The organism is Klebsiella sp. Sb-30, from assembly GCF_057652795.1.
Map to the genome: position 1 here is coordinate 4,104,838 of NZ_CM172749.1, position 14,172 is coordinate 4,119,009.

Below are 14,172 nucleotides of genomic sequence, written 5' to 3' on the forward strand. Positions count from 1 at the left end.
TCACTGATCGTAATTATAACGGCTTATTAACGATTTTATATTGTTCATTTTTCATTTGTTGTTTTGTGCGCTTTACATTTTTGGAAGTTATTGACAACTTTTATTCAAAACATTAAATAATTTAACCGATTCAGCAAAAGCGATTTATTATCGCCACCGCGCAATGTCTTTTATTTGATAATTAATTGTTAATTAGTTGTGTTATTTTTCGGGTGTTTATACTCATTACCCCATAAGCCCATCCATTCTTATCTCTTTCGTTATAGATCCTGCATATAACGTGCTTTGCAAGCATCAGCGTCACACTCGGTTACATATGTGACAAAGCGAGCAGAACCCGCTAACACAGAACTGACACAGCCCCAATCATGTTTACAGTAATGCAACCTTCCCGTAAAATGCCCGTACACTTTAAGCGCCACCAGATTCCGTGGAATTGAGGTCGTTCAATGAGACTTAGGAAATACAATAAAAGTTTGGGATGGATGTCATTAATCGCAGGTACTGTATTACTCAGTGGTTGTGATTCTGCGCTCCTTGACCCAAAAGGACAGATTGGACTGGAGCAACGTTCTCTGATACTGACGGCCTTTGGCCTGATGATGATTGTCGTTATTCCCGCCGTCTTAATGGCAGTAGGATTTGCCTGGAAGTATCGTGCGAGTAATAAAGATGCGAAGTATAGCCCGAACTGGTCACACTCCAACAAAGTTGAAGCTGTGGTCTGGACGGTTCCTATTCTGATCATCCTGTTCCTGGCCGTTCTGACCTGGAAAACCACTCACGCACTTGAGCCAAGCAAACCGCTTGCTCACGAAGAGAAACCGATCGTCATCGAAGTTGTTTCGATGGACTGGAAATGGTTCTTCATCTATCCGGAACAGGGTATTGCTACCGTCAACGAAATCGCCTTCCCGGCGAACGTACCGGTACACTTCAAAGTGACCTCTAACTCCGTGATGAACTCGTTCTTTATCCCACGTTTAGGCAGCCAGATTTACGCAATGGCCGGGATGCAGACTCAGCTGCACCTCATCGCGAATGAAACTGGCACTTATGACGGTATCTCCGCAAGCTATAGCGGCCCGGGCTTCTCTGGTATGAAGTTCAAAGCTATCGCCACGCCGGATCGTGCAACCTTCGATCAGTGGGTAGCGAAAGCGAAACAGTCGTCGAACACCATGGACTCCATGGCGGCCTTCGACAAACTGGCTGCGCCTAGCGAATACAACAAAGTGGAATACTTCTCTGACGTGAAACCGGATTTGTTTAAAGATGTTGTGAACAAATTTATGTCTCATGGCAAGAGCATGGATATGTCCCAACCTGAAGGCGAGCACGCAGCGCACGAAGGGATGGAAGGCATGGACATGAGCCACGCGGAAACCGCTCACTAAGGGGCCGAGGAAGAAAACGATGTTCGGAAAACTTACACTGGATGCAGTGCCCTACCACGAACCCATTATTGTGGTTACGGTGGCTGCGATTATCATCGGGGGACTGGCGCTTCTGGCGGCAATCACTTACTTCGGTAAGTGGTCCTACCTTTGGAATGAGTGGCTGACTTCGGTCGACCACAAACGACTCGGTATCATGTATGTCATCGTAGCAATCGTGATGTTGCTGCGTGGCTTCGCTGACGCCGTTATGATGCGTAGCCAGCAGGTGCTGGCCTCGGCCGGGGAAGCAGGGTTCCTGCCGCCTCACCACTACGATCAGATCTTTACCGCCCACGGCGTTATCATGATCTTCTTCGTAGCGATGCCGTTTGTTATCGGTCTGATGAACCTCGTGGTTCCGCTGCAGATCGGTGCGCGCGACGTTGCCTTCCCGTTCCTCAACAACCTGAGCTTCTGGTTCACCGTTGTGGGCGTGATTCTGGTTAACTTGTCTCTGGGCGTCGGTGAATTCGCTCAGACCGGTTGGCTGGCCTATCCGCCGCTGTCGGGAATCGAGTACAGTCCGGGCGTTGGGGTCGATTACTGGATCTGGGCTCTCCAGCTATCCGGTATTGGTACGACGTTAACCGGTATTAACTTCTTCGTGACCATTATCAAGATGCGTGCCCCTGGCATGACGATGTTCAAGATGCCAGTATTTAGCTGGGCATCTCTGTGCGCCAACATCCTGATTATCGCCTCCTTCCCAATCCTGACCGTCACCGTCGCGCTGCTGACCCTGGACCGCTACCTGGGCACCCATTTCTTTACCAACGATATGGGTGGCAACATGATGATGTACATCAACCTGATTTGGGCCTGGGGCCACCCGGAAGTGTATATCCTGGTTCTGCCGGTCTTCGGGGTGTTCTCCGAAATCGCTGCAACCTTCTCGCGTAAGCGTCTGTTTGGCTACACCTCGCTGGTATGGGCAACAGTGTGTATTACCGTTCTGTCGTTCATCGTTTGGCTGCACCACTTCTTCACCATGGGTGCCGGCGCGAACGTCAACGCCTTCTTCGGTATTACCACCATGATTATCGCCATCCCGACCGGGGTTAAGATCTTCAACTGGCTGTTCACCATGTACCAGGGCCGCATCGTCTTCAACTCAGCCATGCTGTGGACTATCGGCTTCATCGTGACCTTCTCTGTTGGTGGTATGACCGGCGTTCTGCTGGCGGTACCGGGCGCGGACTTCGTGCTGCACAACAGTCTGTTCCTGATTGCCCACTTCCATAACGTCATTATCGGTGGTGTGGTATTCGGTTGCTTTGCTGGTCTGACCTACTGGTGGCCGAAAGCCTTTGGCTTCACGCTGAACGAAACCTGGGGCAAACGCGCTTTCTGGTTCTGGATCATCGGCTTCTTCGTTGCATTTATGCCGCTGTACGTGCTGGGCTTCATGGGGATGACCCGTCGCCTGAGCCAGCAGATTGACCCGCAGTTCCACCCGATGCTGGTTGTTGCGGCATGCGGTGCGGCGCTGATTGCCTGCGGTATCCTCTGCCAGCTGATTCAGTTCTACGTGTCTATCCGCGATCGCGAACAGAACCGCGACCTGACCGGTGACCCGTGGGGCGGCCGTACTCTGGAGTGGGCAACCTCTTCTCCGCCTCCGTTCTACAACTTCGCTATCGTTCCTGTCGTTCACGAACGTGACGCGTTCTGGGAAATGAAAGAAAAAGGCGAAGCGTATAAGAAACCGGCTGGCTATGAAGAGATTCATATGCCGAAAAACAGCGGCGCGGGCATCGTTATTGCTGCTTTCGCAACGGTGTTTGGTTTCGCGATGATCTGGCACATCTGGTGGATGGCGATTGCAAGCTTCGTCGGTATCCTGGTGACCTGGATTATTAAGAGCTTTGACGAGGACGTGGATTACTACGTGCCGGTTGCAGTAGTCGAAAAACTGGAAAATCAGCATTTCGATGAGATTAACAAAGCAGGGCTGAAAAATGGCAACTGATACTCTTGCGCATAACGCCCACGCGCATGAACACGGGCACCACGATACAGGGCCGATGAAGGTATTCGGCTTCTGGATCTACCTGATGAGCGACTGCATTATCTTCGCCACCCTGTTTGCTACCTATGCCGTTCTGGTGAACGGCACGGCTGGCGGACCGACCGGTAAAGATATTTTTGAACTGCCGTTCGTTCTGGTTGAAACCGCGCTGCTGCTGTTCAGCTCCATCACCTACGGCATGGCGGCTATCGCCATGTACAAAAACAACAAGAGCCAGGTTGTCTCCTGGCTGGCGCTGACCTTCCTCTTCGGGGCAGGGTTCATCGCGATGGAACTCTATGAATTCCATCACCTGATTGTTGAAGGTATGGGCCCGGATCGCAGCGGCTTCCTGTCAGCGTTCTTCGCGCTGGTCGGAACCCACGGTCTGCACGTCACCTCCGGTCTGATCTGGATGGCGGTGCTGATGGTTCAGGTTTCACGTCGTGGCCTGACCAACACTAACCGCACCCGTATCATGTGCCTGAGCCTGTTCTGGCACTTCCTGGACGTTGTGTGGATCTGCGTGTTCTCGGTTGTTTATCTGATGGGGGCAATGTAATGAGTCATTCTAGCGATCATAACGGCGCTTCTCACGGCAGCGTAAAGAGCTACATGACAGGGTTCGTCCTGTCGATCATTCTGACGGTTATTCCGTTTGCTATGGTTATGAGTGGCTCCGCATCGCATGCGGCTATTCTGGGAACTATCCTGGTCACTGCTGTTGTGCAGATTCTGGTACACCTGGTGTACTTCCTGCACATGAACAGCAAGTCTGACGAAGGTTGGAACCTGACCGCGTTTATCTTCACCGTAATCATCATTGCTATCGTTGTTGTTGGCTCCATCTGGATTATGTGGAACCTGAACTACAACATGATGATGCACTAAGAGCGGCAAGTATGTTTAAGCAATACCTGCAAGTAACGAAACCTGGCATCATTTTTGGCAACCTGATCTCCGTGATCGGCGGTTTCCTGTTGGCCTCCAAGGGCCACATCGACTATCCGCTGTTTGCATGGACGCTCCTTGGGGTGTCCCTGGTGGTCGCCTCGGGTTGTGTATTCAACAACTACATCGACCGTGACATCGATCGTAAGATGGAACGGACGAAAAACCGGGTGCTGGTCAAAGGGCTGATCTCGCCACAAGTTTCGCTGGTATACGCCACCTTGCTGGGTATTGCTGGCTTCATGCTCCTGTGGTTTGGCGCTAACCCTCTGGCCTGCTGGCTGGGGGTGATGGGGTTCGTGGTTTATGTCGGCGTCTACAGCCTGTACATGAAACGCCACTCCGTCTACGGCACGCTGATTGGTTCTCTCTCCGGCGCTGCGCCGCCGGTGATTGGCTACTGTGCGGTGACCGGTAATTTCGATAGCGGCGCGGCGATTCTGCTGGCTATCTTCAGCCTGTGGCAAATGCCTCACTCCTACGCCATCGCGATTTTCCGCTTCAAGGATTATCAGGCGGCGAACATTCCGGTTCTGCCGGTCGTGAAAGGTATTTCCGTGGCGAAAAACCACATTACGCTGTACATCGTGGCTTTTGCTGTCGCTACGCTGATGCTGTCGCTGGGTGGCTACGCCGGGTATAAATACCTGGTCGTTGCGGCCGCGGTGAGCGTCTGGTGGCTGGGGATGGCGCTGCGCGGTTACAAAGTGGCGGATGATAAAGTCTGGGCGCGTAAGCTGTTCGTCTTTTCTATCGTCGCCATTACCGCGCTGTCGGTCATGATGTCCGTCGACTTTATGGTGCCGGATTCACACAATCTGCTGGCCTACGTCAGATAAGATTGTCGCTCTGACAAACCCCGCTCCGGCGGGGTTTTTTATTGCCCGGAGTTATCCCACCAGCATCGCCTGCGCGCTATACAGCAGATCCAGATGGTCGCGACACAACGCATCCAGCGAAGTCCGCGACTGATGAGAGGTCAGGCTCAGCGCCCCCCAGTACATCCCTTCCCTGTCGGATAGAGGCACCGCCAGAACCAGCATCCCAATTTCAAACTCCTGCTCGATAGTGGCAAACCCCTGGCGCCGCACCAGCGCAATTTTGTCCATCAGCATCGCCACGTCCGTCACCGTATACGGCGTGCGCTGTTCGCGTTTGATTCGCCGCAAAATCATCTCGCACTCGTCTTCCGGCAGCGAGGCCAGCCAGAGTCGCCCGCCGGCGGTGCAGAATATTGGCACCCGCTCCCCTAACCGCACCGAGGTCGAGTTAAACGGCGTATGTTTGCTGCGCGCGATATACACCAGTTCATCTTCATCAATCACCCCTACCGACGCATGCTCTTCCGTGCGGCTGGCAATGTACTCAACGATGGGGCGGACCATGCGCGGGAACTGGGCCGAATCAACATAGGCCTGCCCCAGGCGCAGCGCTTTTGGCGTCAGCCAGTAGTAGCGCCCGTCGGTCTGTACATAGCGTTCGTGCAGCAACGTCAGAAGAAAACGTCGCGCGGCGCTCTGCGTCAGGCCACTCATTTTCGCCGCCTGAGGCACGCTGAGCCGGGGAAAATCTTTGGAAAAAAGCTGGATCAAGGCCAGTCCTTTTTGCAGACCGACTATCAAATCGCGCGGATGTATTGTGTTTTGCATATCAGCTCACATTTCTGCAACATTGCCATCGATTCACTGCGATTATCGCAGTGGTGGTGCGATTAACAACCAATACGTCCGAATTCTGCGTTGTCGCTCTCAGGTTCCGCTGAAATACTTTCACAACATTCATTTAACAAATGAGGTTTGAAATGGTCAGTGGATTCACGCAGGTCGTTGCCGTTATCGGCCATCCGATTACTCAGGTTAAATCACCGGAAAACTTCAACCGCTACTTCGCCGACCAGCAGATGGACAGCGTGATGATCCCGGTCGATATCGCCCCGGAAGCGGTGGCGGATTATTTGCTGGCGTTACGCGGATGGCTGAACATGAGCGGTGTACTGGTCACCGTGCCGCATAAACAGCGCGCCGCCACGCTGGTGGATGAGTTAACGCCGCGTGCCCGCCATCTCAACGCGGTGAATGTCATTCGCAAACTGGCGGATGGTCGTCTGCAGGGCGATATGCTGGATGGCGTCGGTTTCTCTCTGGCCGCGGCGGCCCACGGTTTTCAGGCTGAAGGAAAGAGCGCGCTGCTCTCCGGCTGCGGCGGCGTCGGCAGCGCCATCGCCTGGGGGCTGTGTGAAGCCGGTATCCGCCAGCTGGCGCTACACGACCAGAATCCGACCACGTTGCAGCTGCTGCATAACCGCCTCGCCCCCCATTTCCCCCAGGTCCAACTCACCGCGCTGCCTGACACCCTGAACGGTCTCGATCTGCTGGTAAACGGCTCTCCGGCCGGGATGGCAAACTTCGATCCGCTGCCGCTGCCGCAGGCTTTACTGGAAACCCTCACCCCGACAACCCATGTCGCGGACGTCGTTACCGCACCGGCAATCACGCCGCTGCTGACTTTCGCCCAGGCGCGCGGCTGCGTGGTACAAACCGGCCCCGAAATGGCGCTGGCGCAGATGAAGCTCATGGGGCAGTTCATCGGAGCCATCCCGCAGGAACAGGGGGCCGCGGCATGAAAAGTTGGGATGTGATTGTCATCGGTAGCGGCGCCGGCGGATTTGCCGCCGCGGTCACGGCCTGTTGCAAAGGGCTGTCGGTGCTGATGCTGGAAAAAGCGCCGCAGTTTGGCGGTACCTCGGCAATCTCCGGCGGAGCGGTATGGATCAACGATACCGATCAGGCGCGTGCGCAGGGGAAAAGCGGCGCGGCGGACGCGATCAAAACCTACCTGAAAACGATCGTCGGCGAACAGAACTATCGTCCGGACATCGTCGATGCGTTTGTCGCTTCCGGGCGCGAGGCGCTGGCGTTCCTCGAAAAAGAGGGCGCGGTGAAGTACAGTCTGCGCCCCCTCTCACCGGACTATTATCCTGATGAGCCGGGCGCCGTTGATTGCGGACGCGCGCTGGAGGTTGTGGAGTACGACGGGCGCCAGCTCGGCGATCGCTTTCACGATCTGCGCGCTCCCCCACCGGGAATGTTGTTATTTGGCGGCATGATGGTCAACCGCGTGGATATCCAGCATTTTCTGGACATGCGCCGCTCGCTGCGCTCGTTATCGCACTGCGCGAAGCTGCTGCTACGCTATGCGCGCGACCGCATCAGCCACCCGCGCGGTACCCGGCTGGCGATGGGTAACGCCCTGATTGCCCGCATGGCCACCGTGGCGCTGCGCAAAGGCATGACGCTCCGGCTGAACGTCAACGTCCTTTCTCTGATTGAGCACCAGGGCGCGGTCACCGGCGTCAATATTGAATGCGACGGCCGACAAGAGACCTTACAGGCGCGCTGCGGCGTGGTGCTGGCCGCCGGCGGCTTTGCCGCAGGAGAGCTGGCGGCACGCTACCGGCCGCATACCCGCGAGCATTACTCCATGTCGCCAGCCGGCAATGATGGTGCCGCCTTCCGTCTCGCCAGCGCACTCAACGCCTGCGAAGGCGCCGACCTGCCGTCCAATTTTTTCTGGGCGCCGGTCTCGGTACTGCGCCACGCCGACGGGCGCGAAGAACGCTTCCCGCACCTGGTCACCGACCGGGCCAAGCCGGGAGTTATCGCCGTCAACCAAAAGGCGGAACGTTTCGTCAACGAATCAAACTCCTACCACCACTTCGCCAGCGCCATGCAAAGCCAACCCGAAAACGCCCCCTGTTTTCTGATCTGCGATGCCCTGGCGATGAAACGCTACGGCCTCGGTCTTGCGCGGCCCGCGCCGGTTAACAACGATGCGCTGATCGAGGCCGGCTACCTGCACAAAGCGGACTCCCTCGCCCGGCTTGCTCAACAGTTGGGACTTGACGCACAAGCGCTCGCCGGGACGGTGGCCCGCTACAACCGCGATGCCGCGCAGGGAGAAGATCCGCAGTTCGCCAAAGGCGGCAACAGCTATAACCGCGCGATGGGCGATCCGGGCCATCAACCGAACGCCTGCAATGCCCCGCTGCTGAAGGCTCCGTTTTATGCCATCACCCTCTACACCGGAGATTTAGGCACGTCGCGAGGCCTGGTCACCAGCGAGAATGCCCAGGTTCTTAATCAACAACGTCAGCCGATCCAAGGCCTTTATGCCGTTGGTAACGATATGGATTCCATGATGGCGGGCACCTACCCCGGTCCCGGCATTACGCTCGGCCCGGCGCTGACCTTCGGCTATCTCTGTGCCCGTCATATGACACACCAACTAACCCCATCAACAGGAGAAACATCATGATCTATGAAAAACGCACCTACACCCTCAATCCGCTGAAAATGGCCGACTGGCTGGCGCTGTACAAAAGCGATGCTTACGCGGTCCAGACCGAGCACCTCGGTAAGCTGATCGGTTTTTTCTTCACCGAAATCGGCGTCGTGAATCAGGTGGTGCATATCTGGGCTTACGAGAGCCTCGACGATCGCCTGGTACGCCGGGCGCGCATGGCGCAGGACGAACGCTGGCTGACCTTCTCGCGTAAAAACCGCGAACTGGCGGCCGTTGAGCGGCTGGAGTCGGTCCTGCTGCGTCCTGTTGATTTTTCACCACTGCAATAAGGGGCCGGAGATGAGCGGGCATAAAAAGGTGGATGTGCTGGTCGTCGGTTCCGGCGCGGCGGGGCTTTCCGCCGCGGTGACCGCCGCCCTCAAGGGCGCCAGCGTCCTGCTGGCCGAAAAAGAGTCGGTCATCGGCGGCACCAGCGCCTGGTCAGGCGGCTGGCTGTGGATACCGCACAACCCGCTCGCCCGCGAAGAGGGCATTCAGGAACAAGAGGACGCGCCGCTAACCTATCTGCAGCATGAAATGGGTGGTCAGCCCGCCGATGCCCGCCTGCTCACCTTCCTGCAGCAGGGCCCGGAGATGATCGATTTCTTCCGCCGCCATACGGCGGTGCAGTTTCTCTCCGGCAGTAAGATGCCGGATTTTCACATGTCACCGGGCTACGCCCAGGGAGGGCGTTCGGTGACGGCACAACCGTTTGACGGACGCTTGCTTGGCGACTGGCTGCATCGTCTGCGCCCGCCGCTGGAAACCATCAGCCTCGCCGGCATGGGCATCGCCGGCGGTAGCGACATGGCGCACTTTTTTAATGCAACCCGCTCCCCGCGATCGGCGCTGTATGCCGCCCGGCGTCTGCTGCGCCACGGCTGGCAGCGACTGCGAACTGGCCGCGGGCAGTATCTGGTTAATGGTAACGCGTTGATGGGCCGCCTGCTGCGTTCGGCGCTCGACGCTGGCGTCAGTATTCAATTGAATGCCCCCGTCGCTCGCCTGCTGACATCATCGACCGGGGTCAGCGGCGCGGTACTGCGTAGCGATGATGGCGATATTGAGGTTCACGCCGGCGCCGTGATCCTCGCCTGCGGCGGCTTTCCACACGATCGCCAACGCCTGGCGCAGCAGGTTCCCCACGCAGCGGACGGCTATGGCCACTTCTCCGCCGCGCCGCCGGGTAATCAGGGGGACGGTATCCGGCTCGGGGAGTCGGTCGGCGGTCAGTTCGACGCCTCGCTCAAACACGCCATGGCCTGGGCACCGGTCTCCCGCGTCACCCTCGCAAGCGGCCTGCAACTGGTCTTCCCGCACCTGGTTGAACGCGCGAAGCCGGGGTTTATCGCCGTATTGCCCAATGGAAAGCGTTTTACTAATGAAGCCGACTCCTACCACGACTTTATTGCCGCGCTGCTGGCCGCAACGCCTGCGGGAGAGCAGCCGACAGCGTGGCTGCTGGCCGATAGCCGGACGCTGCGCCGCTATGGTCTGGGCCACGCCCGCCCCTTTCCATTTTCGCCGGCAGCATGGCTGCGCACGGGCTATCTCCACTCGGCCCCCACGCTAGCGGCGCTGGCGGAACATTGCGCCATCGATGGCGGGCAGTTGGCAGAGACGGTGGCGCGTTTTAACGACTACGCCGCGCGAGGAGAGGACCCGGAATTTCAGCGCGGCGTCTCGGCCTATAACCGGGCCCAGGGGGATGCCAGGCATCCTCATCATCCAACGCTGGGTCCGCTGCGCCATGCGCCCTTTTATGCGGTGCGTATTTTACCGGGTTCGCTGGGCTCTTTTAGCGGGCTGAAAACCGATGAACAGGCGCGAGTGCTGGATGCGCATCAACAGCCGATCGCTGGCCTCTACGCCATTGGCAATGATATGTCGAGCGTGATGCAGGGGTACTACCCCAGCGGCGGTATTACGCTCGGTCCGGCCATGACCTTTGGCTATCTGGTGGGGAAAACACTGGCCGCCAATATAACAAAAACAGCATCGTAACCGACATCTTACCAGGGACGGCAGTACACATAACAACAATCACCTGCAACTGTACCGGAGTCTTTTATGAACATGCGAACCCTGTCCCTCGCCGCGCTCACCGTGCTCGACGTTCCGCCACCGGAACAGGTGCGGATCGCGGCACAAAGCGGCTTTACTCATGTCGGCCTGCGTCTGCTCCCTGCCACGCCGACCGATCCTGACTACGATATGCTCGGCGATACCGCGACCGTTCGCGCAACGCTCTCTGCGCTGATGGAGACCGGTATTCGCGTATCAGATGTCGAAATCGTGCGTCTGACGAGCGACTTTTCGCTTAATGCCCGCCTGGAAAGCTTCCTTGAAACCGCCGCGCGCCTGGGCGCTCGTCAGGTGCTGGTGGCCGGCAACGATAACCACCTGACCCGCAGCGCTGAAAATCTTGCCGCGCTCGCCGAAGCCGGCCGGGGGTATGGCTTAACCATGAATCTGGAGCCCATGCCGTGGACCCAGCTGCGTACTATCGCTGACGCCAGGCGGCTGATTTCGGCCAGCGGGCGAGCGGATATTGGGATTCTGATTGACGCCATCCACTTCTGGCGCGCGGGAGAGTCGCTCTCCAGCCTCGCCGACCTGCCGCCAGAGTGCCTCAACTATATGCAGCTGTGTGACGCTCCGGCGCAGATTCCCGATAACGAACAGGAACTGATCCACCAGGCCCGCGCCGCGCGGAAGGTGCCGGGCGAAGGCGGGCTGGATCTGCATGGGCTGATGTCCGCGCTGCCGACGACGCTACCGGTATCGCTGGAAGTCCCGTTAAGCGGCGCCCAGGGCGCTCTGCCCGCCCTCAACCGCGCGCGGTTGCTGTTCAATGCCGCGCAGTCTTACCTGCACACCTGCGCATAAGGAAAACCCTATGACTCAGACCCAACGCCTGGATGTCAGAGAGTTAATCAACGGTAATCCGCTCAGCCGTTTCCAGAAACTGGTGGTTTTCTTAGGCTTTTGCGTGATTGCGCTCGACGGTTTTGATATTGCGATTATGGGGTTTATCGCCCCGACGCTGAAGCATGAATGGGGGGTAACCAACTACGAGCTCGGCTTCGTCATCAGCGCGGCGCTGATTGGCCTGGCTCTGGGGGCGCTCCTCTCCGGGCCGCTCGCCGACTGGCTGGGGCGAAAGAAAATCATCGTCAACAGCGTCTTTTTCTTTGGTTTCTGGACGATCGTCACCGCCTTCTCGCAGAACATCGAACAGATGATTTTCTTCCGTTTTATGACCGGACTGGGACTCGGTGCGGCGATGCCCAATATCGGCACGCTGGTATCGGAGTATGCCCCCGAGCGCCAGCGCTCATTTCTGATTACGGTGATTTTTTGCGGCTTTACCTTTGGCGCGGCGGCGGGCGGCTTTTCCGCCTCGTGGCTGATCCCGCGCTTTGGCTGGCATTCGCTGATGGCGCTCGGCGGGGTTCTTCCGCTGCTGTTCGCGCCGTTGCTTATCTGGCTGCTGCCGGAGTCGGTGCGCTTTCTGGTGGTTAAACGCGCGCCGGCGGCACGAATCCGGGCGATATTACAACGGCTCTATCCGGGGCAAATTGCGGATAACGCTGAATTCACGCTCCCGGCGCAGCCCGCCAATACCAACGCCATGCGCCTGGTCCTCTCGCGCCACTACCGCCTCGGCTCACTGATGCTATGGCTGGTCTATTTTATGGGCCTGTTTCTGGTTTATATCCTCGGCAGCTGGCTGCCGACGCTGGTCAAAGAGGTGGGACTGACCGTCAGCCAGGCGGCGGTGATGACGGCGATTTATCAGGCCGGCGGCACCGTAGGCTCTCTGTTTGCCGGCTGGCTAATGGATCGCATCAATCCCCATCGCGCGCTGGGGCTGATTTATGCCATCGGCGGCCTGTTTACGATGGCCATGGGCTACGCTGCCGCCAGTTTTGCGCTGCTGTGCCTGCTGGCCTTCGTCAGCGGCGCTTGCCTGAACGGCGCGAATACCGGCATGAATGCGCTTTCCGCCCGCTATTATCCGACCCAGGCGCGCGCTACCGGCTCCAGCTGGATGCACGGCGTCGGCCGAATGGGCGCCATCCTCAGCGCCTTTGCCGGCGCGGAAATGATGGCGCTCAATCTCAGCTTCGAAAACGTCTTTTTAATCCTTGGGATCCCGGCGGCATTAACCGTCGTCGGTCTGGTGGTGAAGGGGCTATTTGCCAGCGATGCTGAATCTACCTCCCCTGCCCCGTCCCCCACGCTGAGGAGTCTGTCGTGAGCAAAATTCGTCTTGCCGTCATTGGCGCGGGCGCCATCGGACGCAAACATATTGCGGTGATCCGCGCTAACCCACGGGCTGAGCTGGTCGCTCTGGCCGATCCTTCACCTCAGGCGCAGGCGCTGGCGCAATCGCTGGGTATCGCAGGGTATGACAACGTTGAAACCATGCTGGACGCGGTCCAGCCGCAGGGGGTGATTAACGCCACGCCCAATATTCTGCACCTGCCCTGCGCTCTGGCCTGCATCGAACGCGGGATCCCGGTGCTGGTCGAAAAACCTGTCGCCGACTCGCCGCAACGCGCCCGGGAACTGGTCGACGCCGCTGCTCGCCATCAGGTTCCGGTGCTGGTGGGGCACCACCGGCGGCACAACGCGCTGATCGCCGCGGCAAGGACATTGATCGACAGCGGCGAACTCGGGCAAATCGTCACCGTCTCCGCGCACTGGGTACTGCAAAAGCCGGATGATTATTTTGACGTTGCCTGGCGCCGTGAACCCGGCGCGGGACCGCTGCTGGTCAATCTGGTCCATGATATTGACCTGATGCGCTACCTGTTTGGTGAAATCGACCAGGTGCAGGCCTTTACCTCCCATGCCGTACGCCGTTTCGCCAACGAAGACAGCGCGGTGGTAAACCTTCGTTTCGCCAGCGGAGCATTAGGTAGCGCGGTACTCACCGATTGCGGCGTCGGCCCCTGGAGCTGGGAGATGAACTCGGGAGAAAATGCGATCTACGCCCACGCGCCGGAAAACTGCTATCTGATTTCCGGTACCCGCGGCGCGCTGGCGATCCCGCAGATGCAGTGGTGGCGCTATGGCGAAGCGCGCGGCTGGCTCCACCCGCTGCTGAGTGACAGGCTTCACGTCGAAGCTATCGATCCCTTCATGCTGCAGCTTGACCACTTTTTGCAGGTCATCACCGGCGAGGAGAAACCGCTGATCGATGCTGCCGATGCGCTGCGTTCCCTGGAGATCGTTGCCGCCATTCAGCGGGCGGCAGGCCAGGCGGGCCAATCCACATAAACAGATGTCGGCGTAATCCCCCGTTGCGCCGACTTTTCCGCTGTCTTTATTGCGGAGAAAAAGAAAAATAAATTTCATTTAAATACTAAATGAAATCATATTGCTCATTATCTCAGCACATCCCCTCGCGCGCTCACACATCCC

The 14,172-nt window shown here is 57.9% G+C and carries 13 protein-coding genes; 12 read left to right on the forward strand and 1 reads right to left on the reverse strand.

Features of this window, described 5'->3' with window-relative positions; genetic code table 11:
* Positions 1-449: 449 nt before the first annotated feature.
* Genes cyoA through cyoE form a run of 5 tightly spaced genes read left to right on the forward strand, consistent with a single transcriptional unit; the run spans position 450 to position 5,237 of the window.
* Complete coding sequence (gene cyoA / locus AC236I_RS19200; protein WP_004858705.1) at positions 450-1,397, forward strand: cytochrome o ubiquinol oxidase subunit II; 948 nt, start codon at positions 450-452, stop codon at positions 1,395-1,397.
* Between the two features lie 19 nt (positions 1,398-1,416).
* Positions 1,417-3,408, forward strand: coding sequence for a cytochrome o ubiquinol oxidase subunit I (gene cyoB, locus AC236I_RS19205; RefSeq protein WP_004858703.1), 1,992 nt, complete (start codon positions 1,417-1,419; stop codon positions 3,406-3,408).
* The gene (locus AC236I_RS19210; protein ID WP_004129790.1) at positions 3,398-4,009 is read left to right on the forward strand and encodes a cytochrome o ubiquinol oxidase subunit III; all 612 of its coding nucleotides are present in this window, start codon (positions 3,398-3,400) and stop codon (positions 4,007-4,009) included. Before cyoB ends, AC236I_RS19210 begins: the two co-directional genes overlap by 11 nt.
* Positions 4,009-4,338, forward strand: a complete 330-nt coding sequence (locus AC236I_RS19215) for a cytochrome o ubiquinol oxidase subunit IV (RefSeq protein ID WP_004858696.1) — start codon at positions 4,009-4,011, stop codon at positions 4,336-4,338. The genes AC236I_RS19210 and AC236I_RS19215 overlap by 1 nt, the downstream gene beginning before the upstream one ends.
* Positions 4,339-4,349: 11 nt before the next feature.
* Positions 4,350-5,237, forward strand: coding sequence for a heme o synthase (cyoE, locus tag AC236I_RS19220; RefSeq protein ID WP_004858694.1), 888 nt, complete (start codon positions 4,350-4,352; stop codon positions 5,235-5,237).
* 51 nt (positions 5,238-5,288) lie between these two features.
* On the opposite strand, the gene AC236I_RS19225 is transcribed toward cyoE, so the two are convergent.
* Complete coding sequence (locus AC236I_RS19225) at positions 5,289-6,047, reverse strand: IclR family transcriptional regulator domain-containing protein (protein ID WP_004858693.1); 759 nt, start codon at positions 6,045-6,047, stop codon at positions 5,289-5,291.
* Between the two features lie 152 nt (positions 6,048-6,199).
* Between AC236I_RS19225 and AC236I_RS19230 the strand changes: the two genes are divergently transcribed.
* The 7 genes from AC236I_RS19230 to AC236I_RS19260 all read left to right on the forward strand — a co-directional run bounded on the left by AC236I_RS19230 (position 6,200) and on the right by AC236I_RS19260 (position 14,028).
* Positions 6,200-7,021, forward strand: coding sequence for a shikimate dehydrogenase family protein (locus tag AC236I_RS19230; protein WP_487608591.1), 822 nt, complete (start codon positions 6,200-6,202; stop codon positions 7,019-7,021).
* On the forward strand, positions 7,018-8,712 hold the full coding sequence (locus tag AC236I_RS19235; RefSeq protein ID WP_487608592.1) for an FAD-dependent oxidoreductase: 1,695 nt from the start codon (positions 7,018-7,020) through the stop codon (positions 8,710-8,712). The genes AC236I_RS19230 and AC236I_RS19235 overlap by 4 nt, the downstream gene beginning before the upstream one ends.
* Positions 8,709-9,029, forward strand: a complete 321-nt coding sequence (locus AC236I_RS19240; RefSeq protein WP_004858687.1) for an NIPSNAP family protein — start codon at positions 8,709-8,711, stop codon at positions 9,027-9,029. Before AC236I_RS19235 ends, AC236I_RS19240 begins: the two co-directional genes overlap by 4 nt.
* A gap of 10 nt (positions 9,030-9,039) precedes the next feature.
* Positions 9,040-10,743: an FAD-dependent oxidoreductase gene (locus AC236I_RS19245; protein WP_151351985.1), complete on the forward strand. Its 1,704-nt coding sequence runs from the start codon at positions 9,040-9,042 to the stop codon at positions 10,741-10,743.
* Positions 10,744-10,809: 66 nt separating this feature from the next.
* On the forward strand, positions 10,810-11,628 hold the full coding sequence (locus AC236I_RS19250; protein WP_004858682.1) for a sugar phosphate isomerase/epimerase family protein: 819 nt from the start codon (positions 10,810-10,812) through the stop codon (positions 11,626-11,628).
* A gap of 10 nt (positions 11,629-11,638) precedes the next feature.
* The gene (locus AC236I_RS19255; RefSeq protein WP_015585032.1) at positions 11,639-13,003 is read left to right on the forward strand and encodes an MFS transporter; all 1,365 of its coding nucleotides are present in this window, start codon (positions 11,639-11,641) and stop codon (positions 13,001-13,003) included.
* Positions 13,000-14,028, forward strand: coding sequence for a Gfo/Idh/MocA family protein (locus AC236I_RS19260; protein WP_071359179.1), 1,029 nt, complete (start codon positions 13,000-13,002; stop codon positions 14,026-14,028). Before AC236I_RS19255 ends, AC236I_RS19260 begins: the two co-directional genes overlap by 4 nt.
* The last annotated feature ends 144 nt before the right edge of the window (positions 14,029-14,172 follow it).